Source organism: Microbispora rosea (genome assembly GCF_900156315.1).
GTDB lineage: Bacteria > Actinomycetota > Actinomycetes > Streptosporangiales > Streptosporangiaceae > Microbispora > Microbispora rosea.
In genome coordinates, this window is sequence record NZ_FTNI01000009.1 from 220,339 (window position 1) to 243,475 (window position 23,137).

At 71.4% G+C, this 23,137-nt stretch carries 18 protein-coding genes; 12 read left to right on the forward strand and 6 right to left on the reverse strand.

Annotated features, from left to right (window positions below):
* Positions 1-223: 223 nt before the first annotated feature.
* A complete protein-coding gene (locus tag BXA11_RS15700) occupies positions 224-1,249 on the forward strand; it encodes a LacI family DNA-binding transcriptional regulator (RefSeq protein WP_204053970.1) in 1,026 nt (341 codons plus the stop codon).
* Positions 1,250-1,283: 34 nt separating this feature from the next.
* Here the strand turns inward: BXA11_RS15700 and BXA11_RS15705 are convergent, their stop codons facing one another.
* The gene (locus BXA11_RS15705) at positions 1,284-2,297 is read right to left on the reverse strand and encodes an aldo/keto reductase (protein WP_030511764.1); all 1,014 of its coding nucleotides are present in this window, start codon (positions 2,295-2,297) and stop codon (positions 1,284-1,286) included.
* Between the two features lie 171 nt (positions 2,298-2,468).
* Between BXA11_RS15705 and BXA11_RS15710 the strand changes: the two genes are divergently transcribed.
* The 5 genes from BXA11_RS15710 to BXA11_RS15730 all read left to right on the forward strand — a co-directional run bounded on the left by BXA11_RS15710 (position 2,469) and on the right by BXA11_RS15730 (position 6,349).
* Complete coding sequence (locus tag BXA11_RS15710; RefSeq protein ID WP_076435139.1) at positions 2,469-3,383, forward strand: AraC family transcriptional regulator; 915 nt, start codon at positions 2,469-2,471, stop codon at positions 3,381-3,383.
* 61 nt (positions 3,384-3,444) lie between these two features.
* A complete protein-coding gene (locus BXA11_RS15715) occupies positions 3,445-3,870 on the forward strand; it encodes a hypothetical protein (protein WP_030511762.1) in 426 nt (141 codons plus the stop codon).
* Between the two features lie 131 nt (positions 3,871-4,001).
* Positions 4,002-4,466 carry a MarR family winged helix-turn-helix transcriptional regulator gene (locus BXA11_RS15720; protein ID WP_204053969.1) on the forward strand — a complete coding sequence of 155 codons (465 nt, stop codon included), beginning with the start codon at positions 4,002-4,004 and terminating at the stop codon, positions 4,464-4,466.
* A 40-nt stretch (positions 4,467-4,506) separates the two neighbouring features.
* Positions 4,507-5,784, forward strand: coding sequence for an MFS transporter (locus tag BXA11_RS15725; RefSeq protein WP_076435141.1), 1,278 nt, complete (start codon positions 4,507-4,509; stop codon positions 5,782-5,784).
* 247 nt (positions 5,785-6,031) lie between these two features.
* Positions 6,032-6,349 carry an STAS domain-containing protein gene (locus tag BXA11_RS15730; RefSeq protein WP_076435143.1) on the forward strand — a complete coding sequence of 106 codons (318 nt, stop codon included), beginning with the start codon at positions 6,032-6,034 and terminating at the stop codon, positions 6,347-6,349.
* 15 nt (positions 6,350-6,364) lie between these two features.
* Here BXA11_RS15730 and BXA11_RS15735 read toward each other — a convergent pair whose 3' ends face one another.
* From BXA11_RS15735 to BXA11_RS15750, 4 genes are all read right to left on the reverse strand, one after another.
* Complete coding sequence (locus tag BXA11_RS15735; RefSeq protein ID WP_204053968.1) at positions 6,365-7,126, reverse strand: GAF and ANTAR domain-containing protein; 762 nt, start codon at positions 7,124-7,126, stop codon at positions 6,365-6,367.
* A 179-nt stretch (positions 7,127-7,305) separates the two neighbouring features.
* The gene (locus BXA11_RS15740; protein ID WP_076435146.1) at positions 7,306-8,466 is read right to left on the reverse strand and encodes a lactate 2-monooxygenase; all 1,161 of its coding nucleotides are present in this window, start codon (positions 8,464-8,466) and stop codon (positions 7,306-7,308) included.
* Positions 8,467-8,548: 82 nt separating this feature from the next.
* The gene (locus tag BXA11_RS15745) at positions 8,549-9,292 is read right to left on the reverse strand and encodes an SDR family NAD(P)-dependent oxidoreductase (protein WP_076435147.1); all 744 of its coding nucleotides are present in this window, start codon (positions 9,290-9,292) and stop codon (positions 8,549-8,551) included.
* A complete protein-coding gene (locus BXA11_RS15750) occupies positions 9,289-10,527 on the reverse strand; it encodes an acyl-CoA dehydrogenase family protein (protein WP_076435149.1) in 1,239 nt (412 codons plus the stop codon). The genes BXA11_RS15745 and BXA11_RS15750 overlap by 4 nt, the downstream gene beginning before the upstream one ends.
* Positions 10,528-10,625: 98 nt before the next feature.
* On the opposite strand from BXA11_RS15750, the gene BXA11_RS15755 reads away from it, so the two are divergent.
* The 4 genes from BXA11_RS15755 (at position 10,626) to BXA11_RS15770 (ending at position 17,782) form a co-directional block, all read left to right on the forward strand.
* The gene (locus BXA11_RS15755; RefSeq protein ID WP_076435150.1) at positions 10,626-11,267 is read left to right on the forward strand and encodes a helix-turn-helix domain-containing protein; all 642 of its coding nucleotides are present in this window, start codon (positions 10,626-10,628) and stop codon (positions 11,265-11,267) included.
* 235 nt (positions 11,268-11,502) lie between these two features.
* Positions 11,503-15,555, forward strand: a complete 4,053-nt coding sequence (locus BXA11_RS15760; RefSeq protein ID WP_083744275.1) for a Pls/PosA family non-ribosomal peptide synthetase — start codon at positions 11,503-11,505, stop codon at positions 15,553-15,555.
* Between the two features lie 19 nt (positions 15,556-15,574).
* Entirely contained in the window at positions 15,575-16,303 is a 729-nt protein-coding gene (locus tag BXA11_RS15765) for a BPL-N domain-containing protein (RefSeq protein ID WP_143734291.1), read from the forward strand.
* A 90-nt stretch (positions 16,304-16,393) separates the two neighbouring features.
* A complete protein-coding gene (locus tag BXA11_RS15770) occupies positions 16,394-17,782 on the forward strand; it encodes a M1 family metallopeptidase (protein WP_076435152.1) in 1,389 nt (462 codons plus the stop codon).
* A gap of 9 nt (positions 17,783-17,791) precedes the next feature.
* Here the strand turns inward: BXA11_RS15770 and BXA11_RS45350 are convergent, their stop codons facing one another.
* Positions 17,792-17,923: a hypothetical protein gene (locus BXA11_RS45350; protein ID WP_275409758.1), complete on the reverse strand. Its 132-nt coding sequence runs from the start codon at positions 17,921-17,923 to the stop codon at positions 17,792-17,794.
* Between the two features lie 230 nt (positions 17,924-18,153).
* Between BXA11_RS45350 and BXA11_RS15775 the strand changes: the two genes are divergently transcribed.
* Both BXA11_RS15775 and BXA11_RS15780 read left to right on the forward strand, forming a co-directional pair.
* Positions 18,154-18,576, forward strand: coding sequence for a DUF6098 family protein (locus BXA11_RS15775; protein WP_076435154.1), 423 nt, complete (start codon positions 18,154-18,156; stop codon positions 18,574-18,576).
* Positions 18,577-18,766: 190 nt separating this feature from the next.
* On the forward strand, positions 18,767-23,137 hold the full coding sequence (locus BXA11_RS15780) for a HAMP domain-containing protein (protein ID WP_244303585.1): 4,371 nt from the start codon (positions 18,767-18,769) through the stop codon (positions 23,135-23,137).

The window sequence follows — 23,137 nt, forward strand, 5'->3', positions numbered from 1 at the left end:
AAGGGAAGCGGCTGCGAGACACGATGGCGGCCGGGCCCGTGGCAACGAAAAAGCACCAGCCGATGTCCGCCATCACACATAAGAAGACGGGACGTTGTCAAGTCACGAAAACGTGACGGGAGGAAATTCGGCTTACTGGTTGACGTGCTCTCCTGCGGTTGCCTATTTTGGGGAAACCGGTTGCATGAAACCGGTTACAGCGAGATGCGATAGCGTTTGGTCCGTGGCAACGATCAGAGAGCTGGCGCGCCTGTGCGGCGTGTCTCCCGCGACCGTCTCCCGCGTGTTCAACAACCCCGAGGTGGTGAACGCGAATACCAGGGAGCAGGTTCTGCGGACGGCCCGCCAAATCGGCTATCAGCCCAACGAGTCGGCCCGCACCCTGGCCACCAAGAAGTCCTTCATGGTCGGCCTGGTGTGGGACACCGACCACCGCCGGCCCGGCTGGCGGCATCCGTTCTTCCAGGAAATCCTCATCGGCCTGAAGACGGCGCTCAGCGGGCGCGGATATCACCTTCTCATGCTCGCCACCAGCGGGGACACGGGCGGGGAGAGAGCGGAAGACGCCTACGTGCGCGCCGTGCGCAGGCACAACCTGGACGGCGTCGTGATGATCGACAGCGGCACCTGGGATCCCTCACTGCGGCGGCTGTCCGAATCGGGCATCCCCTGCGTCAGCCTCGACCGTCCCGTCGAGGGTTCCCGCGCCACCTATGTGACCTCCGACAACGCGGGCGGCGCCCGCCTGGCCGTACAGCACCTGCACGAGCGGGGACGGCGGGCCATCGCCACGATCACCGGCCCGGCGCACACGCGCCCGGGCGCCGAGCGCCTGCGGGGCTACCAGGACGAGCTGTCCCGGCTGGGGCTGCCGCACCGGCCCGAGTTCGTCGTCGAGGGCGACTTCTACCTGTCGGGCGGCCACGCCGCGATGCGCCGCCTGCTGGAGGCCGACGATCGGCCCGACGCCGTGTTCGTCGCGGGCGACGAGATGGCCGTCGGCGCGCTGCGCGCGATCGGCGAGGCCGGCCTGAAGGTGCCCGAGGACATCGCCCTGGTGGGGTTCGACGACATCGAGGTGGCCGCGCTCGTGCCGCCGGGCCTGACGACCGTCGCCCAGGACAAGGCGGGGTTCGGCACCGCCGCCGCGGAGGCGGTGGTCTCCATGATCAACGGTGCGGACACCCCGCCGCCCCGGGTCCTGCCGACGACACTCGTCGTACGCGGCTCCAGCACGCCCCCGCTCTGACCCGCTTCATCCTTCACCGATCCATGCGTATGGCTCACCGGCGCCGAAGCCGGGCGTCCTGCAGCGCGGGCGGCGTGGTGGCGTAGTTGTCCTCGGGGTTGAGGTCCGTTCCCGGCGGCACGATGGCGTCGATGCGGTCCAGGATGTCGTCGGTCAGGTCCACGTCGGCGCCGGGCAGGAGTCCATCGAGCTGGTCGGCGGTGCGCGGCCCGATCAGCACGGACGTGACGGCCGGGTGCGCGCGGGCGAAGGCGACCGCGAGTTGCGGCAGCGTCATGGCGGCCTCGCCGGCGAGGGCGGCGAGCTCCGTGAGCGCGGCGGCCTTGAGCCTGCCGGTCGGCGTCTCCGGGTCGTACCGGGACGGCTGGGACGAGGCCCGGTGGCCGGTCGTGAGATCGGCCCGGCCGGACAGCCATCCGCCGTTGAGGGGGCTGAAGGTGAGGACGCCGAGCCCGTGGCGCTGGGCGGTCGGGAACACCGCGCCCTCGGGCTTGCGGGTGAACACGGAGTACATCGACTGCTCGGTCAGGAACCGGTATGTCCCCGTGCGCTGCGCCGTCCACTGTGCCTCCGTGATCAGCTCCGCGGGGAACATGGAGGAGCCGAACGCCCGGATCTTCCCGGCGCCGACGAGGTCGGTCAGGGCCGACAGCGTCTCGCCGACGTCCGTCTCATGGTCGGGGCGGTGCATCTGGTAGAGGTCGATGTGATCGATGTCCAGGCGACGCAGGCTGTCCTCGACCGCGCGGACGATCCACCGCCGGGAACCGCCTCGCCGGTTGGGGTCCTCGCCCATCGGCAGCCCGAACTTCGTGGCGATGACGAGGTCGTCGCGGCGGCCCTTGATCGCCTTCCCGACGATCTCCTCACACTCACCCCGGGAGTAGACGTCGGCGGTGTCGATGACGTTGATGCCGGCGTCGAGTGCGCGGTGGATGACGCGGATCGCGTCGTCGTGGTCGCGGTTTCCCATGCTGCCGAACATCATCGCGCCGAGGGAGAGCTCGCTGACGGACATTCCGGTGGCGCCGAGAGTTCTGCGTTTCATGTCGTTCTTGCCTTCTGGATTCGGGGCTGCTGACCTCTTCATCCCACCAAGCCGGCCCGCCGTGCCGTGAACCCGATCCTGCCGCCGCCTTGCACGATCCTGTCAATCTCGCGCGCCGGGCTCCCTCGGGCATGGTGATGTCAGCCGGTCAGGGCTGGTTGACTGGCGCGCATGGACCTGCTTGACGAGATGCGGGGGCTGATCACGCGCCACACCGCCGTCGGCCTTCGCAGGGGGATCGTGGACGGAGTGACCATCGCGTCCGTGGACCGGCCCACGTTCCCGGTCGGCACGTTCTCCACGCCGTCGCTCGCGATCGTCGCGCAGGGGGTCAAACGCACGGTGCTCAACGGGGTCCCGTACGACTACCGCGCCGGGCAGTACCTCGTCGTGTCGGTTGACCTCCCGGTGATCGGCCAGGCCCTGGAAGCCAGCCCGGACAGGCCGTTCGTCGTCTTCAGCATGTCCCTGCGCCCGGCGGACATCGCGCCGCTCCTGCTGGAGGCGGGCGCGGCCGGCAAGCCCCCGGCGTTCACCGGAATGGCGGTGAGCGACGCCTCACCGGAGTTGCTGGATCCCGTCGTACGCCTGCTGCGCATCGCGGACCGGCCGGACGACCTGCGCGTGCTCGCGCCCGGATACCAGCGGGAGATCCTCTGGTGGCTCATCAACGGCGACCAGGGGGCGCTCGTGCGGCAGATCGGCCTCGTCGACGGCAATCTCGCGCACATCTCCCGGGGAATCCGCTGGATCCGCGAGCACTACCGGGAGCAGCTCTCCGTCACGGATCTGGCAGGGCTCTGCGGGATGAGCGCGTCGTCCTTTCACCGGCACTTCCGCGCGGCGACGTCGATGACGCCGGTCCAGTTCCAGAAGCAGATCCGTCTCCAGACAGCCCGCACTCTGCTCATGACCCGGTCGGGGAACGTGGCGGACATCGGCTATTTCGTCGGTTACGAAAGCCCGTCACAGTTCAGCCGGGAGTACCGCAAGGTCTTCGGGGTCTCTCCCGGCCGGGACGCCGCGCAACTGAGCGCCATGGCACAGGAGGACACCAGGCGGGAGCTGGTGGACGAGCCGGCCTGACCCGATCGCGCTCGTACCGTATGCTGTACGGTACAGCGTACGGAGAGAAAGGACCGAGTGCGTGTACGAGCCGAGCGACGAGGAACTGAAGAGCGTCGAGGACTGGTTCGCCCAGTACGACGCGCTCGCCGAGCAGGGGACGATCGAGCGGCTGGCCGATCTCGCGGTCTTCCCGATGAACCTGGCCACCGACGTGCCGGGCGGCTTCGCGGCCGTACGGCAGTGGACGCGCGAGGAGTACGTCGAGGCGATGCGGGAGGCCATGGGCGGCGGGACGGCGGAGCTCGGCATGGAGTCGGTGCGGACGCCGCACTTCCTCAGCCCCAACCTCGTGTTCGTGGAGACCACGGCGACGATGACGGTCGAGGGCCGGCGGGAGAGCATGCACTACGGCGACCTGCTGGTGCGCACCGAGGAGGGGTGGGCGTTCCAGACGATGGCCCAGGGCGGCTGGGGTCACGGCTGGCCTCCCGCCAGGCGCGGCTGACCGGCCCGGCGCTGCCGCTCCCGCCCAAGGCGGGCGAGGGGGCGAAGCCTGGGTGAGGGGGGCGATGCGGCGCACTCCGGACAGTTGTATAAGCTTCCTATGCAATTCACTTCCCGTCCGGAGGAACACCAGTGTCCGTCACCCCGAGCGCCGATCCCCCCGAGGAGCCCCAGGCGGTCGCCGCCGTCCTGGACGAACTCGCGGTGCTCACCGTGCGGCGGCTGTCCGTGCAGGGCGACCTCAGCCTCACGGCCGCGACGACCCTGTCGTACCTGGACCGCAACGGCCCGCAGCGGCTGAGCGTCCTGGCCGCGCGCCAGTCCGTCACCCAGCCGTCGATGACCCAGCTCGTGCAGCGCCTTGAACGTGAAGGCCTGGTGTGCAGGGCGGTCGACGACCTCGACGGACGCGCGGTGCGGGTCAGCGTCACCGACGCCGGCCGGGCGCTGCTGGCCGAGCGGCGCCGCCGGCGCAGAGAGCGGCTCACCGAGATGCTCGGCACGCTGTCCCCCGGCGAGCTGCGCGAGCTGACGCGGGTCGCCGGCGAGTTCCTCCCCCTGCTCCGGCGCCTGCTCGAGGGCACGGCAGACGAGTAGGGATCAGGGCGCTCCCCCTCGCTTCTTCCCAGGAGGTCCGGTGAGCTCTGCTCATGCCCCTGTCTCCAACCCCTTCAAGCAGCCGAAGGCGGTCTGGGCGGTCGCCTTCGCCTGCGTGATCTCGTTCATGGGGATCGGGCTGGTGGACCCGATCCTGCCCGCCCTCAGTACGAAACTGCACGCCACGCCCAGCCAGGTGTCGCTGCTGTTCACGAGCTATCTGGTCGTCACCGCCGTGGCGATGCTGGTCACCGGCTGGGTCTCCAGCCGCATCGGCGCCAAGCGCACCCTCATCGTGGGCCTCGCCCTGATCGTGGTGTTCGCCGCCCTCGCCGGGACGTCCGGCAGCATCGGCGGCATCGTCGGCTTCCGCGCCGGCTGGGGCCTCGGCAACGCCCTGTTCATCGCCACCTCGCTCGCCGTCATCGTCGCGTCGAGCAGCGGCGGCTTCGCCGGAGCGATCATCCTGTACGAGACCGCGCTCGGCGTCGGCATCGCGGTCGGGCCCCTGCTGGGCGGCGTACTCGGCGGCATCAGCTGGCGCGGCCCGTTCTACGGCGTCGCGGTCCTGATGGCGATCGCGCTGATCGCCACCGTCACCCTGGTGCGGCCCACGCCCACCCCGGCGAAGAAGACCAGCATCGCGGCCCCGATCAAGGCCCTGCGTCACCGCGGCCTGCTCATCCTGGGCCTGACCGCGCTCTGCTACAACTGGGGCTTCTTCACCGTGCTGGGCTACGCGCCCTACCCGATGGAGCTCGACGAGCACCAGCTCGGCCTCGTCTTCACCGGCTGGGGAATCCTCGTCGCGATCTTCTCGGTCTTCGGCGCCCCGCGGCTGCAGGCCCGCTTCGGCATCGCCCGCACGCTGTACGCCAACCTCGTGCTGTTCAGCCTCGACATCCTGGTGATCGCGCTGTTCACCGACAACCGGATCGTCGTGATCTGCGGCGTGATCGTCGCCGGCGTCTTCATCGGCGTCAACAACACGGTCACCACCCAGGCGGTCATGACCATCTCGCCCGTGGAGCGGCCCATCGCCTCCGCATCGTACGGGTTCATCCGCTTCATCGGCGGCGGCCTCGCGCCCTTCGTCGCGGGCAAACTCGCCGAGCGCCTCGACAGCCAGCACGCGCCGTTCTACTTGGGGGCCGCTGCCGTGCTCCTCGGTGCGCTCGTCCTCACCACCGCGCACCGGCAGCTCGGCGAGGCCGAGCGCGCCCAGGCGGCCGAGATGGCCGCCACCGAGCCGGCCGCCGCGCGGCGGGAGGAACTGGAGGAGGAGGCCCTGGCCGAGGACCTCGGCTCGGCCACCTGATCGAGACGCCGGGGGGCCGGGCGCGGCGGCCCTCCGGCGCCGCCCGTACGGCTTGCCCGAGGCTTTGCCGGTAGTGCGGGAATGGTTTGACCTGCCCGTTTGTGGTTAGACATGTATGGGCTGGTCGCGACCTTCAGAGGTGAGGGGATGCGCTCGGCCGCAACGACGGGAGTGCCCGATGGGTCCCGAAGTCCCCTCCGCTCCTCCTTCGGCGTCCGAACCTTCCGCCGGGGCCCCGTGGGCGGGGATGACGCGGATCATCGCGTGCGGTGAGATCGACATCAGCACGTCCGGCCGGCTGTACAGGGGCGTGCTCCAGGTCCTGCGGCGGCAGCGGCCGACCCGCATCGAGGTCGACCTCGCGGGAGTCACCTTTCTCGACGCGTCCGGCGTACGTGCGTTGCTCATGAGCCGGACCGCCGCGGCCGAGGGGGGATGCCGCCTCACGGTGGTCAATCCGAGCCGGATCGCCCACAGGCTCCTGGACATCGTCGGCCTGCTCCCGACCTTGTATCCGGCCGCGCTCCCGCTGCCCCCGGCGGATTTCCGGCAGCCGCGCCGCTGATCCCGCCCCGCCCGGTCAACGATCTCCACGGGCGCGCAGCACCCCGGTGTCCACCAGATACTCGGCGATGTCGGCCAGCTTGGTGTTGGTCTCCTGGCTGGCGCGTACGAGCAGCGCGAACGCCTGATCCGCGGTCAGCTTGTGGCGTTCCATGAGGACGCCCTTCGCCTGGCCGATGAGGTCGCGGACCGCGAGCGCGTTCCGCAGTTGCTCCTGCTGCCGCGCTCCCGACATCGCCACCGCCGCGTGGGCCGCGAACAGCAGGCCGACATGTTCGGACTCGTCGTCGAAGGCGTTCTTCTCCGAGGAGTACAGGTTCAGGGCGCCCAGGTTGTCCTTCTGGACGTACAGCTGGAAGGAGAGCATGCTCTTCACGCCGAGATCGACGGCGCGGCGGGTGAACTCCGGCCACCGCTTCTCCTGGGTCATGTCCGACAGCCGCACCGTCCTGTGCCGATAAGTGGCGTCGAGGCACGGTCCCTCGCCCGTCTCGTACTGCGCCCTGTCCACCTCCCCCACGATGTCGCCGGTCGCGGCCTGGGTCTCGACCTCGCGGCGGCGGATGACGACCGTCAGCCCCGCGTGCTGGGCACCGGGGACCGTGTCGACGGCCGCGGCGACGATGGCGTCCAGCGTCTCCTGCGCGGTGTCCTCGCCCTGCAGGGTCCGCGCGAGATCGCTCAGCCTGACCGCGAGCTCGTCGTCGGCGGCGTGTCCGGTGTACGCCGCCGACGGCCGGCCCTGCCCGTTGCCCCCGCGCTCATCCCTGCCGGCCACACGCCACACCGCCTCTCGGCTGCGAACGGCTCCCGGGTGCCGCTCGTCCGGCCCGTGCCCCCGCCATGCCCCCGCCATGCCCCCGCCATGCCCCCCTCATGCCGCCGTCACGCCGAACGGCCGCCGCCGGGGCAGCGCGATTTCCGAGCACTCCGGGGACCGGGGACGCGGGGGCCGGGTCAGATCCGCGTGAGCAGATCGGGAGTGAGCGCGGCGGATCCCCGGCAGCCGGAGAGGGCCAGCGTGAGGTCGGTCTCCGCCAGCACGCAGCGGATCACGTGCTCCACCCCCGCCTGCCCGTCCAGGCCCAGCCCGTACGCGTACGGGCGGCCGAGCAGCACGGTCCTCGCGCCGAGCGCGAGCGCCTTGACCACGTCGTCCCCGGTGCGGATGCCGCCGTCGAACAGCACGGTGAGCCGGTCGGCCACGGCGTCGGCGACGGCCGGCAGGGCGTCGGCCGCCCCGATCGAGCCGTTGACCTGGCGTCCCCCGTGGTTGGAGACGACGACGCCGTCCATGCCCGCGTCGGCCGCCAGACGGGCGTCGTCCGGGTGCAGGACGCCCTTCAGCACGATCGGGCCGTCCCAGCGCTCGCGCAGCAGCGCGAGGTCCGGCCACGTCTTGCCCGGGTCGCCGAACATCCCCACGAAGTGCAGGACGGCGGCGTTCGGGTCCTCGTGCACCGGCCGGGCGAGCCCGGCCTGGAACGCCGGGTCGGTGAAGTAGTTGGCGGTGCCGACGCCGCGCAGGAACGGCAGGTAGGCCTGGTCGAGATCGCGGGGCCGCCAGGCCAGCAGCGGCGTGTCGAGGGTGACGACCAGCACGGTGAACCCCGCCGCCTTGGCCCGGGCGAGGAAGCTGAGGCTGACCTCGCGATCCTTGCCCCAGTAGAGCTGGAACCACCGCTCGCCGTCGCCCATGGCCGCCGCGACGTCCTCCATCGGCGTGCTGGAGGCCGACGACAGGATGAAGGGCACGCCCGTCGCGGCGGCCGCGCGGGCAGCGGCCCGCTCGGCCTCCGGATGCATGATCGACAGCACGCCGATCGGCGCGAGCGCCAGCGGCGCGGGCAGCCTCCTGCCCAGCACGGTCACCGACAGGTCGCGTTCACGCACGTCGCGGAGCATCCGCGGCACGATCCGCCAGCGGTCGAGCGCCTCGCGGTTGGCGCGCTCGGTGCGCCCGCTGCCCGCACTGCCGGCGACGTAGCCGAAGGGGCCGGGCCCGAGCCGCCGCTCGGCCATCTCCTCCAGCCGGGTCAGATCGGTCGGCAGCCGGGGCACGGCACCGGTCATGCCGTTGAGGTAGATCTCGTACTGGAAGTCCGCCCAGGTGGCCATCGTCGCCCTCGTTCCGCCGCCGAATCGACAGCGGCACGCTACCGAATCACCGCCCAAAAACCGACAAGTTGGTCATACCGGCTCACCGGGGTCCGGGGGCGCGGCGGAAGAGGAAGGGCTGGCTCTCCCGGCCCGGCACGACGAACCAGCACTCGCCGGTGCTCTCGCTCGCCAGCAGCGAGAAGAACGCTTCGACGACCGTCTCGACGTCGAGGATCGGGAACTTCATCTCGTCCAGCAGCGCTTTGATGTCGCCGTCCAGGATCCCGGTGTCCGCGAACGACGGGCACAGCCCCTGCACCCGGATGCCGAGGGGCTCCAGCTGCGGGCCGAGCGAGCGGACGAGCCCGACGACCGCGTGCTTGTTGGCCGCGTAGACGGGATCCTGCGGAATGCCCACGATCCCCGCCATGCTGGCGGTCGCCACGATCACGCCCCCGGCCCGCATCGCCGGCAGCGCGGCGTGCACACCGAAGACGACGCCGTCGAGGTTGATCCCCATCACGCGCCGGTAGCGGGCGAGGTCGAAGTCCTCGCCGAGCCCGCAGCCCGAGGCGACGCCCGCGTTGAGGAAGGCGAGGTCGAGCCCGCCGTGCCGCTCGACCGCGAGCGCGACCGCGGCCTGGTTGTCCTCCAGCCGCGACACGTCGGTCCGGACGAACGCGGCGCCGATCTCCTCGGCGGTGCGCGCGCCGGCCTCGGCGTCGACGTCCGCCAGCACCACGTGCGCGCCGTACGCCGCCAGGCGGCGGGCCACACCCGCGCCGATGCCGCCCGCGCCCCCGGTGACGAGCGCGACCTTGCCGGAGATGTCGTCGATGTTCACAGCGGCAGCCCTCCCGTCGCGGACCTGGTCGAGCCGGTGGCCCGATAGGCCTCGATAGTGCGTTCGGCGATGCGCATCTGGTGGATCTCGTCGGCGCCGTCCGCGAACCGCGCCCATCGCGCGTGCTGGAACATGTGCGCCAGCGGGGTGTCGGTCGAGTAGCCGAGCGCCCCGTGGACCTGGATGGCCCGGTCGACGATCCGGTTGAGGCTGTTCGCCACGAAGTGCTTGGCCATCGAGACCTCCGTGCGGAAGTCCTCACCCTTGTCGATCTTCGAGGCGGCGTGCAGGACCATGAGCTTGCACTGGTAGAGCTCCATGGCCGAGTCGGCGATCATCCACTGCACGCCCTGCTTGTCGGCGAGCAGCGACCCGTGGCTGAACCTGTCCAGGGCCCTGCCCACCATCATGTCAAGGGCCGTCTCCGCCTGCGAGATCCACCGCATGCAGTGCGCCAGCCTGGCCGGGCCGAGGCGGTACTGCCCCAGGCGGTGGCCGTTGCCCCGCCCGCCGAGCACGGCGGAGTCCGGCAGGCGCAGGTCGGTGATGACGATCTCGCTGTGGCCGGTCGAGCCGTGCATGGTCTCGATCTCGCGTACGTCGTTCCAGCCGTCGGCCGGCAGGTCCACCAGGAAGGCCGTGTTGGCGCCCCGCGCGCCCTCCGGCAGGTCGAACTCGGTCTTGGCGATCAGGATCGCGAAGCTCGCCCTGCGCGCGTTGGAGATGAACCACTTGTGCCCGTTGATCACCCACTCGTCGCCGTCCTTCACGGCGCTCGTGCGGATGAGCGTGGGATCGGAGCCGGCCACCTCGGGCTCGGTCATCGCGAAGCACGACATCTTCACGCCGTCGAGCAGCGGCCGCAGGTAGCGCTCCTTCTGCTCGTCGGTGCCCCAGTGCAGCAGCGTGTGCATGTTGCCCTCGTCGGGGGCCGCGCAGTTGAGCACCCACGGTCCGAGCCTCGTCTTGGCCGCTTCGGCCTGCACCATGGCCAGCTCGACGTGGCCGAGGCCCATGCCGCCCCACTCCTTGGGCATGTGCGGCAGCCAGAGCCCCTCCTGCCTGGCCCTGCGACGCAGGTCGAAGATCGTGCGCAGGTACTCCTCACGGGTGAGGACCTTCTCCTCGGAGTCCTCGAACGGCTTGACCGCCGGGATCACCGTCTCCTGGACGAACGCCCGCACCCGCGCGCGTATCTCCTCGTGCTCGGGGGCGAGCGTGAAGTCGATGGCCATGATCCTCCCTCGGGCACGGTAATGCGGCTGACACGTCAAATAATGCGATCGCCTGAAATACCGTATCCTTCGGGCGTACGAGCGACAAGGGAGGCGCGATGCCGGCGGAGACGACGGTCCGGAGGCTCGTGGACGCCGCCGAGCGCCTGTTCGCCGAGCGCGGCATCGACGCCGTCTCGCTGCGCGAGATCAACGCCGCCGCCGGACAGCGCAACTCCACCGCGTTGCAGTACCACTTCGGCGACCGCTCCGGGCTGCTGAAGGCGGTGCTCGCCAAGCACCGGCCGGAGATCGAGGCGCGGCGTCACCAGCTCCTGGACGAGTACGAGGCACGCGGCCCGCTGCCGCCGGCCGAGGCGCTCCGCACGCTCGCCGCCGCGCTCGTCCGCCCGGCCGCCGCCAAACTGGCCGACCCCGGCGGCGGGCGCGACTACCTGCGCGTGATGGAGCAGCTGGTCCACCGCATGCCGCCCAGCCTCCCCGAGGACGGCGGCGGCAGCATCGGACGCTGGCGTGAGCTGGTCGCCCCCCTGCTTCCCCCGGCCGCCGTGCGCCTGCACCAGCGCTTCATGGCTATCCGCATGACGTACGTCGAGCTGGCCCGCCGCGCGAGCGGCCCCCCGGCGAGGGACGACCGCCTGTTCACCAGCCATCTGATCGACGTGGTCGCGGCGGTCCTCGCCAGCGAGGTCTCCGGCGAGACCGCCCGCCTCCTCGCCGAGCGCGAGCGGCGCCACTGAGACCGGTGCGGCGGTCGTCGCCGTTCTTTTGCCCTGTCTAGGGAATTCGCTGCCGGAGCGTGACGGCATCGGGGGCACACAGTCCATAGGACGACCGCCGCGCGGCGGTCTCATCGGGCATCAGGAGATCCCACGGCGGACCTGATTCCGCGTCCGTCCCGCGGGTCGCGCCGGACGCTCTTCGTGCGCATCGACGAACCCGCCCACGCCATACGCGATCGGCCAAAGGGTGATCATGCCGAGTCACGCATCGCGAACAGCACGGGCCGGGAACGGTTCGCGGATCTCGCCCAGGCGGTCACACGGACGGCTGCACCACGTCTTCGAGGCGCGGTGCGACCTGACGCCCGGGGCGACGGCGCTGGAGTGCGGGCGGCTGAGGCTGACCTACGCCGCGCTGGACGCGCGGGCGAACCGGCTGGCGCACCTGCTGCGCGGCCTGCGGATCGGCTGCGGATCCCGCGTCGCGATCCTGCTGCCGAGGTCGGTGCACACATACGTGGCGCTGCTCGCGGTCGGCAAGGCGGGCGCGGCGTTCGTGCCGATCGACCCGCAGTCGCCGCCGGACCGGGTCGGCTACATCCTCGACGACGCCGGGGTCGACCTCGTGCTCACCACGGCGGACGGGTCGCCCGCCGTCGCGCCGGGCCACCGCGTGCTCGACCTCGACGCCTCCGCCGGTCTCGCCGCCGCCGCGCCGGCCACCCGCCCGCTCGACGGCGCGGCCGGCGACGATCCGATCGCGTACGTCATGTACACCTCCGGGTCGAGCGGCCGGCCGAAGGGCGTCGAGGTGGCGCAGTCGAGCATCGGCAACTTCCTCGACGTCGTGCCCGGCCTGTACGGCGTGCGGCCGCACGACCGGGTCTACCAGGGGATGACGATCTCCTTCGACTTCTCCATCGAGGAGATCTGGCCGACGTGGTCGGCCGGGGCCGCCCTCGTCGCTGGCCCGGCAGACTTACCGCAGTTCGGCGCGGAGCTCGCGGACTTCCTGGACCGCAGCGAGATCACGGTGCTCTACTGCGTGCCGACGCTGCTCGCGACGATCCCGCGCGAGCTGCCACGCCTGCGCACGTTGATCGTCGGGGGCGAGCCCTGCCCGCCCCGCCTGGTGGAGCGGTGGAGCCGGCCGGGCCGCCGGATCCTCAACACGTACGGGCCGACGGAGGCGACCGTCACCGCGACCTGCGCCGAGCTGCTGCCGGGGCGGCCGGTCACCATCGGCCGGCCGTTGCCGACCTATTCGGTGGTGCTGCTCGACGAGCGACGCGACCCGGTGCCGGACGGCGAGGTCGGCGAGATCTGCATCGGGGGGCCGGGCGTCGCCCGCGGCTACGTCGGCCGTCCGGACCTGACCGCCGACCGCTTCATCGAGCATCCGCTCGCCTCTGCGGGCGGGAGGCTCTATTGCACCGGAGACCTGGGCCGTGTGACCGCGACCGGGGACATCGAGTATCTGGGCCGCGCCGACTCCGAGGTGAAGATCCGGGGACACCGGGTGGACCTCGGCGAGATCGAGAACGTGCTGCTGGAGGACGCCGGCGTCGCCGAGGCCGTGGCCGCCCTCGTGCCCGTGCCCGGCGCCGCCGCCTCCACCGGCGAACTCGCCGCCTACGTCGTGCCCGCGCCGGGCGACGGGGACGGCGACGGCTACCGGGCCCTCTCCGGGCGGCTCCACGACCGGCTGCGCCGCCGGCTTCCGTCGTACATGCTGCCCTCGTTCCTGGACGTCGTGGCCGCGCTGCCGGCCATGCCCAGCGGCAAGGTGGACCGCCGGAGGCTGCCCCCGCCGACCGGCCGCCGCCTCGTGGGCGCCGGCCCGGTGACGCCCGCCGAGGGCGAGCTGGAGACACACCTGCGCGCGGTGTGGGCCGAGACGTTCGGCCTCGCCCCCGAGGCGTTGTCGGTCGAGGCGGACTTCTTCACCGACCTCGGCGGTCACTCCCTGCTGGCGGCCAGCGTGGTGTCCCTGCTGCGCGCCGGTGAGATCGGCGCGAGCCTCGCCGTCCGCGACCTCTACGCCAACCCCACCGTGCGCGGCCTCGCCGCGCACCTGATCGCCGCACGCCCGGGCACCCGTACGGGGGTGCCGGAGCCGGCCGCCCCGCCCCGCCCGGCTCCCCTGCGGCACGGCCGCCGCCGGATCGCGCCGGCCGGGGCCGCGCAGGGCGCGGTCATCTACGTGCTGCTGCTCGTGATCACGCTGCCGCTGTCCGTCACGTTGTACGGATGGACCAACCCTCGCCCGGTCCCCGGCGTCCCCAGGAGGGACGAGGGGTGGCTGCTGCTGCCCGGTCAGGGCGCCGAGCTGCTCTCCTCGCTGGCGCTGGCCGCGATGACCGCGTATGTCATGGTGCACTGGCTGCTGCCGGTGCTGCTCGCCCGGCCGCTGACGGCCGGCGTCCGGCCCGGCCGATATCCGCTGTGGAGCGTCACCTACGTGCGGTTGTGGGCGCTGCAGCTGCTGCTGTCGGTCTCCCCGCTGCCGCTGCTGAGCGGCTCCCCGATGATGGGGGCGTACCTGCGGCTGCTCGGCGCGCGGGTCGGGGCCGGCGCCGCCGTCGCGACGGCCGACGTCAACCTCCCGGCGCTGCTGCGGATCGGCGCGGGCGCCTCGGTCGGATATCGCTCCTCCCTGCACGCGTGGCTGGTGGTGGACGGATGGGTGGTCGTCGCGCCCGTGGAGGTCGGTCCGCACGCGTTCGTCGGGAACGGCGCCGTGCTCGGCCCGGGCACGCGGGTCGGCGCCCACGCCGGGCTCGGCGACCAGTCGGCGCTGACGCAGGGCGAGACGGTGCCGGAGGGAGCGCGGTGGGCCGGATCGCCGCCGAGCCGCGTGGAGTCGCTCGGGCCCATGGTGGAGACGATGCTGGGCGCCCCCGCCCCGGCCGGGTGGAAGGCGCGGCACGTGGCCGCGGCGGTGGCGGTCCTCTGCTGCCTCGAGGCGGTCGCGGTGGCCTCGATCGTGCCGAGCGTCCTGCTCGTCTGGGCGTCCGTGGCCGCTTGGGGTCTCGCGGCCGGCCCGGCCGCCGTCCTGGTGGCGGGCCCGCTGTACGTGGTCGTCGTCTGCGCGGCGGTGGCCGCCGGCAAGCGCCTGGTCCTGCGGAAGGCGCCGGTCGGCGTCCACCCGGCGCGTTCCTGGCTCGGCGTACGCAAGTGGGCGGTGGACAAGCTCCTGGAGTTCAGCCTGCGGTCGACCAACTCGCTCTACGGCACGCTGTACACCTCCCCGTGGCTGCGGCTGCTCGGCGCGCGGGTCGGCCGCCGCTCGGAGGTGTCCACGGCCGCGCAGCTCGACCCCGATCTCCTGACGCTGAGGGAGGAGAGCTTCGTCGCGGACATGGCGAGCGTGGGAGCCGCGGGCTTCGCCCGGGGCCGGGTCGCCTTCCTGCCGACCGAGGTGGGCAGGCGGGCGTTCGTCGGCAACGCCGCGGTCATCCCGGCGGGCACGCGCATGGGACCGGGGTCGCTGGTGGGCGTCAGCACGATCCCGCCGCACGACGGCGTCCCCGAGGGCACCTCGTGGCTCGGCTCTCCCCCGATTCACCTTCCCGTGCGGCAGGACAGCGGCGCGTTCTCCGAGGAGCAGACGTTCCGGCCGCCCCGCCGGCTGGTGCTCCACCGCCTGGGCGTCGAGTTCTTCCGCGCCACCCTTCCGGCGACGCTGTTCGGCACCGGCTTCTACCTTTACCTGCTGGGCGTGCACGCGCTCGCCCGCGTCCTGGCCCTGCCCGCGGTCGTGGCCGCCGCGCCGCTCGTCGCCTGTGCGGCGGGGCTGGCGGTGATCGGCTGCTGCGCCGGGTTCAAGCGATGTCTCATCGGCGTCTACCGGCCGAGGGTGGAGCCGTTGTGGAGCAGGTTCGTCCGGCGCACGGAGTTCGTCACCGGGCTGTACGAGGCCGCCGCGGTTCCGGCCGGGGTCGCGCTGCTGGCCGGCACCCCGTTCCTCCCGCCCGTGCTGCGCTGGTTCGGGGCCCGCATCGGCAGGCGCACCTGCATAGCGACCACCTATATGACCGAGTTCGACCTGGTGGAGATCGGCGACGACGTCGCGATCGGATCGGGGGTGTCCCTGCAGACCCACCTCTTCGAGGACCGGGTCATGAAGATGTCCGCCGTGACCGTGCGGTCCGGCGCGAGCATCGGCGCCCGCGCCGTCGTGCTCTACGACTCGGTGGTGGGCGAGGACGTGTCGCTCGGCGCTCTGTCGCTGCTGATGAAGGGCGAGCGGCTCACGCCGGGCACGAGCTGGCGAGGCATTCCGGCGCAGGCCGCCCCCGCCTGAGAGATGTGCGAGGAACACCATGGGATCCACCGGCGTACGCGGAGTCCTGGGCCGCCTCTTCCGCCAGGAGAAGGCCCCGCCGTCGAGCTCCGGACGGCCGATCGCGCTCGTCTACCGGGGCCCGGCCTCGCTTCCCGGCTGCTCGGAGGCGGTCGCCGGGTTGCTGGAGGGGAGTCGCTGGGGCTTCGACGTCCGCTACACGGGCCCGCACGAGGAGATCCCGCTCTCGGCGGAGGCGCTGGCCGCGGCCGCCGTGTACGCCCAGCCCGGCGGGGGTGACCTGGCACGCGGCTACCGGCACCTCAAGCGGCATCGCGGCCCGCTCCGCGACTTCGTCGCCCGCGGCGGCCGCTATCTCGGCTTCTGCCTCGGCGGCTACCTCGCAGGAGCCACCCCGGGCTTCGCCCTGCTGCCGGGCGACACCGACCAGTACATCGCCACGCCGGGCGCGACGGTGGAGGACGAGGAGGACACGCTCGTCGACGTGCGGTGGCGCAGCCAGGACAGGACCGTGTTCTTCCAGGACGGCCCCTGCTTCCTGCTCGAACCGGGCAACAGGGCCAGCGTCCTCGCCACCTACCCCAACGGCGCCGTCGCCGCCCTCGTCACGCCGTACGGCGCGGGCCGGGTCGCCGTGGTCGGCCCGCATCCGGAGGCCACCGACGACTGGTTCACCGACGCCGGTCTGCCGGTGCGGCACGCGCAGGATCTCGCCCTCGACCTCGTGGACGCGGCGATGACCGGGTGAGTGACCCGTGTGACTCGTGCGAAAATCGCCATAAAAGTGACGAATGTGACTAAATTACCGCTTTCCGGCAAAAATCCCCATTATGGGGGAATGGTGCGTAAATTAGCCGCCCTCGCCGCGGGGCTCACCCTGATCGCGTCCTCGGCCGTTCCGGCCGCCCCGGCCGCCGCGGAGCCGGTCACCTTCCTCCCCGGGGCGGCGGGGACGGGCGACCCCTACTATCCCCTCCAGGGCAACGGCGGCTACGACGTCGGGCACTACGACCTGCGCCTGCGGTTCGATCCCGACGGCCATAAGTTGGACGCCACCACGACGATCACCGCGACCGCCGCCCAGAACCTGTCGCAGTTCAACCTCGACTTCTCCGGGCCGCCGATCAGCGGCGTACTGGTGGACGGCGCCCGGGCCGCATACCGGCGCGACGGCCAGGAACTGGTCGTCACCCCGCCGAACGGGCTGAGGGCGGGAAGCACGTTCACGGTCGCGGTCTCCTATGCCGGCGCCCCGAAGGCGGTCTCGGACGCGACCGGTCAGCAGGGATGGATCAGGACCAGGGACGGCGCGTTCGTGGCGTCCCAGCCGGACGGCGCGCGCAGCTGGTTCCCGGCCAACGACAGCCCGGCTGACAAGGCCACCTTCTCCTTCCGGGTGTCCGCGCCCGAGGACCTCACCGTGCTGGCCAACGGCGAGCGTACGGGGACCGACGGCGCGGACGACGACGGCTACAGGACCGTGCGGTGGGAGATGAGGCAGCCGATGGCGCCCTACCTCGCCACGGTCGCCATCGGGCGCTTCGTGGTCAGCGAGGGCACGGTCGACGGCATGCCCAACGTGACCGCCTACGACCCGTCGCTGGCGGACGAGTCGGAGAACCTGCACGACTTCACGGCGAAGGCGGTGGCCTGGGAGACCGGGCTCTTCGGCCCCTACCCGTTCTCCTCCACGGGCGGCATCGCCGACGGCGACGGCTCGGTGACCGCGCTGGAGACGCAGGGCCGGCCCGTCTACAGCGGCGGCCCGAGCGACAACCTGGAGATCGTGCACGAGCTGGCGCACCAGTGGTTCGGCGACAGCGTCGGCGTGCGCAGCTGGCGCGACATCTGGCTCAACGAGGGCTTCGCGACGTACGCCGAATGGCTCTACCAGGAGCAGCACGGCGGGCCGTCCGCCAAGGAGATCTTCGACCGGCACTACCGGAAGACCGGCCACTTCTGGCACCTGAAGACCGGCGATCCCGGCCAGGCGCACATGTTCGACGAGGACGCGGTGTATCTCCGGGGCGCGATGACCGTCCACGCCCTGCGTACGAAGATCGGGGACAAGGTGTTCTTCCCGCTGCTGAAGACCTGGGTGCAGCAGAACAGGCACGGCACCGCGACCACGGCCGACTTCGTCGGCCTCGCGGAGAAGCTCAGTGGGCAGAACCTCCGCCCCTTGTTCGACGCCTGGCTCTACCAGGCCAAGAAGCCCGGCATCTGATCCCGGCGACTATCGCTGGACCAGCATGGGCCGCACGCCGGGGATGACGGCGGTGCGGAAGGTGGCGTCGAGTTCTGCGGGGGTGGCGGAGATGTCGCCGTCCACCCAGGCGCGCAGCAGCGCCAGGAAGGCGCCGACCACGCAGAGCACCAGGCGGTCGAGCGCGGGCGACGGCCGGGCGCCCGCGGCGAGGAGCTCCTCCCTGACCTTGCACGGGCCCTCTGCGCGCTCCCATGGTGCGGGTTTGCCCTTCCGGCGGGTGGGGAGGGGAGGACAGCGCCGCCGGGGGATGGTTGCGGACGGCCCGTTTCGGACTTCGTGGCGGTCCGTATTGAGGTGGATCGGACGGAGCGGGACCGCGGAGGGGTGAAGTGAGCGGAATACCCACCATCAAGAACCTCGACGAGCTGACCGAGCTCGTGGAGCACCGGCCCGGCCTGTACCTGCGGTATTCCAAGGGGCCCGACGCCGACGCCGGCAAGCCGAGCGTCGACTACGAGAGCCGCCTGGAGCTGCCCGGCCTGTCGGTGACCGTGCTCGACGCCGAGCGCTGGTGGACCCTCCCCCTGCGTGACTGGCTGGCCCGTCAGATCTGCAAGTACACGCACCTGGCCGAGAAGGACGAGGAACGGCACGCATGGGTGCTGACCGGCCACATGGTGGGCCGCGGTCCCGACCACGAGCCGCTCATCGACCGGGTCGAGCCGGTCGCGTGGCTCGACGACTCGGTGGTCGAGCAGGCGCGCGACCACTACGAGAAGGTGTTCGACGCCGGCCGCGACTCCACCGGCTGAGCGGCGCGGCACGTGCACGCCGCGGATGTATCCCGAAGTCGCGATCGACACCGACACGTCGCCTGCGGGGACGCTCCCCGGAGATCGTCCGCCCGGTAGCCTTGCAGGCCGGTGTACCTGCTGCGTCCGCGCCCGCAGTCACGGGAGCCGAAGCGTTCTGCAGTGGTTTATATGCTTTCTTTTCCTGTTCATGACGGTGATCGCGAGGGTGGACATGGTCGAGAGGGCAGGCACCGCGAAGCGGTCGCGATCAGCGCGCGCCGCCGGCGGTGACCCCGAACTGGATCTGCGGCAGCTCCTGGCCGGCCTCACCGCCGTACGGGACGGCGACTTCGGCACCCGGCTTCCCGAGGACGGAGACGGCCTGCTGACGGAGATCGCGACCGTCTTCAACGGGATGGTCGACCAGCTCTCCCTGTTCACCTCCGAGGTGACGCGCGTGGCGCGGGAGGTCGGCACCGAGGGACAGCTCGGCGGCCAGGCCGAGGTGCCGGCGGTGTCCGGCACCTGGAAGGACCTGACCGACTCGGTGAACGCGATGGCGGGCAACCTCACCAGCCAGGTCCGCTCCATCGCCGAGGTCACCACCGCCGTCGCCAAGGGCGACCTCTCCCAGAAGATCACCGTCGACGCCCGCGGCGAGATCCTCGAACTCAAGAACACCGTCAACACCATGGTCGACCAGCTCTCGTCGTTCGCCGACGAGGTCACCCGCGTCGCCCGCGAGGTCGGCACCGAGGGACAGCTCGGCGGCCAGGCCGACGTCAAGGGCGTCTCCGGCACCTGGCGCGACCTCACCGACTCGGTGAACTTCATGGCCGGCAACCTCACCAGCCAGGTCCGCAACATCTCCCAGGTCGCCACCGCGGTCGCCAAGGGCGACCTGTCGCAGAAGATCACCGTCGAGGCCAAGGGCGAGGTCGCCGCGCTCGCCCAGACCATCAACACCATGGTCGACCAGCTCTCGTCGTTCGCCGACGAGGTCACCCGCGTCGCCCGCGAGGTCGGCACCGAGGGACGGCTGGGCGGCCAGGCCGACGTCAAGGGCGTCTCCGGCACCTGGAAGGCGCTGACCGAGTCGGTGAACGTCATGGCCGACAACCTCACCGACCAGGTCCGCAGCATCGCCGAGGTGACCACCGCGGTCGCCAAGGGCGACCTGTCGCAGAAGATCCGCGTCGACGCCCGCGGCGAGATCCTGGAGTTGAAGGAGACCATCAACACGATGGTCGACCAGCTGTCCTCCTTCGCCGACGAGGTCACCCGCGTCGCCCGCGAGGTGGGCACGGAGGGCCGGCTGGGCGGCCAGGCCACCGTACGCGGCGTGTCGGGCACCTGGAAGGACCTGACCGACTCCGTCAACGTGATGGCGTCCAACCTCACCAGTCAGGTGCGCTCGATCGCCCAGGTCGCCACGGCGGTCGCCAAGGGCGACCTGTCGCAGAAGATCACCGTCGAGGCCAAGGGCGAGGTCGCCGCGCTCGCCCAGACCATCAACACCATGGTCGACACGCTGAGCGCGTTCGCCGACGAGGTCACCCGCGTCGCCCGCGAGGTGGGCACCGAGGGCCAGCTCGGCGGCCAGGCCCGGGTGCCCAACGTGGCGGGCACCTGGAAGGACCTCACCGACAACGTCAACTCGATGGCCGACAACCTCACCAACCAGGTGCGCGCGATCGCCCTGGTGACCACGGCCGTCGCCCAGGGCGACCTGACCAAGAAGATCGACGTCGTCGCCCGGGGTGAGATCCTCGCGCTGAAGACGACCATCAACACGATGGTCGACCAGCTGTCCTCGTTCGCCGCCGAGGTCACCCGCGTGGCCCGCGAGGTGGGCAGCGAGGGCCGGCTGGGCGGCCAGGCCGAGGTCGAGGGCGTGTCCGGCACCTGGAAGCGCCTGACCGAGAACGTCAACGAGCTGGCCGGCAACCTCACCCGCCAGGTGCGCGCGATCGCCGAGGTAACCAGCGCGGTCACCTCCGGCGACCTGACCCGGTCGATCACCGTGGACGCCGAGGGCGAGCTGGCCGACCTCAAGGACAACGTCAACTCCATGGTGGAGTCCCTGCGCGAGTCGACCATGGCCAACCAGGAGCAGGACTGGCTCAAGACCAACCTCGCCCGCATCTCCGGGCTGATGCAGGGCCACCGCGACCTGTCGGCGGTCGCCGAGCTGGTCATGAACGAGCTGGCCCCGCTGGTCAACGCGCAGCAGGGCACGTTCCTGCTGGCCGAGGAGACCCCGGCGGGCGCGGAGCTGCGGGTGGTCGGCTGCTACGGCCACCGCGACACCTCGCGCCGCTACGCGTTCGGTGAGTCGCTTGTCGGCCAGGCCGCGCAGTCCAGGCGGACGATCCTGGTGGAGGACATCCCGCCGGGCTACCTGAGCGTGTCGTCCAGTCTCGGCGAGGCCGCACCGGTCACCCTCGTCGTGCTGCCGATCGTGGTCGAGGACCAGGTGCTCGGCGTGATCGAGCTGGCCAGCCTGGGGCGCTTCGCCAGCATCCACCGCGCCTTCCTCGAGCAGCTCGTCGAGACGATCGGCGTCAACGTCAACACGATCGTGGCCAACGCCCGAACCGACGCGCTGCTGGCCGAGTCGCAGCGGCTCGCCACCGAGCTGCAGGTGCGGCAGGAGGAGCTGCAGCGCTCGAACGCCGAGCTGGAGGAGAAGGCGGAGCTGCTGGCCCAGCAGAACCGCGACATCGAGACCAAGAACAGCGAGATCGAGCAGGCGCGCCAGGAGCTGGAGGACCGGGCCCAGCAGCTCGCGCTCGCGTCCAAGTACAAGAGCGAGTTCCTCGCCAACATGAGCCACGAGCTGCGCACCCCGCTCAACTCGCTGCTCATCCTGGCGCAGCTCCTCTCCCAGAACCCCACCCGCAATCTCACCCCCAAGCAGGTGGAATACGCCAACGTCATCCACTCGGCCGGTACCGACCTGCTCCAGCTCATCAACGACATCCTCGACCTGTCCAAGATCGAGGCCGGCAAGATGGACGTCACGCCGGAGCCGGTCAGCCTGCGTCAGCTGCTCGACTACGTGGACGCCAACTTCCGCCCGCTGACCACCCAGAAGGGGCTGCGGTTCGAGGTGACGGTGGCCTCCGACGTGCCGGCCCAGCTGCTCACCGACGAGCAGCGGCTGCGGCAGGTGCTGCGCAACCTGCTGTCGAACGCGGTCAAGTTCACCGAGTCGGGCTCGGTCGAGCTGCGCATCGAACGAGCGGCCGACGTGGACCTGCCGGGCGCCGCCGGCCAGGAGATCCTGGCCTGCCATGTGATCGACACCGGCATCGGCATCGCCGCGGAGAACCTCTCGCAGATCTTCGACGCCTTCCAGCAGGCCGACGGCACCACCAGCCGCAAGTACGGCGGCACCGGCCTCGGCCTGTCGATCAGCCGCGAGATCGCGACCCTGCTCGGCGGCGAGATCCGCGCGGCCAGCACGCTGGGTGAGGGCAGCACGTTCACGCTCTACCTCCCGCTGGCCCACTTCGACGGCAGGCAGCGGGACGAACCCGAGACGCGGGAGGACGAGCCGCGGCTGATCGCCTCTCCCTCCGTCACCGAGCACTCCCTCACCGGGTACTCCTTCACCGAGCACCCTGTCGCGGGGGACTCTGTCGCAGGGCACTTCGTCACCGCGCACGATGGGCCCGCGGCGGCGCAGACCTCGGGCGGCAGGAACGGCAGGGCGGGACGCCGCCTGCTGGTCGTCGAGGCCAAGCCCGGCGGCCTGCTGTCCATGCTCGCCCAGAGCGTCGCGGCCGACCTGCACGACACCCACGGGCCGGTCCAGGTGTCGACCGCGAGCCACGCCCAGTCCGCGCTGTCGATGCTGCGTCAGGAGAGCGTGCACTGCGTCGTGCTCGACCTCGGCATGCCGCACGACGCCGCGGCCGACTTCCTCAAGGGGCTCGACGCCGATCCCGCGCTGCGCGCGCTGCCCGTGCTCGCGCACCACTCGCGCAAGCTGTCGCGCCCGCAGGAGGACCTGCTGCAGGTGCGCTCCCGCAACCAGCCGCTGGAGCGCCTGCCCAGCCTCGACGAGCTGCGCGAGCGGATCGCCCTGCACCTGTCCGCCGAGGAGCCCGGCAGCGTCCTGCCGCTCGTGCAGCCGGCCTCGGAGGAGGGGGCGCAGGAGCTCGGGGAGGTCGACAGCGCGCTCGTGGGCCGCAAGGTGCTGGTCGTGGACGACGACGTGCGCAACGTCTTCGCGCTCACCACGATCCTCGAACTGCACGGCATGCAGGTGCTGTACGCGGAGAACGGCCGCAAGGGCATCGAGATGCTGATGCGCAACGACGACGTGGACCTGGTGCTGATGGACGTCATGATGCCGGAGATGGACGGCTACGCCGCCACCACCGCCATCCGCTCCATGCCGCGCTTCGCCCGGCTGCCGATCATCGCGGTCACCGCCAAGGCCATGCACGGCGACCGGGAGAAGACGCTGTCGTCGGGCGCGAGCGACTACGTCACCAAGCCGGTGGACGCCGAGGAGCTCATCGTCCGCATGCAGCGCTGGCTCGACCTGCCCGGCAACGGCGACGGGTAG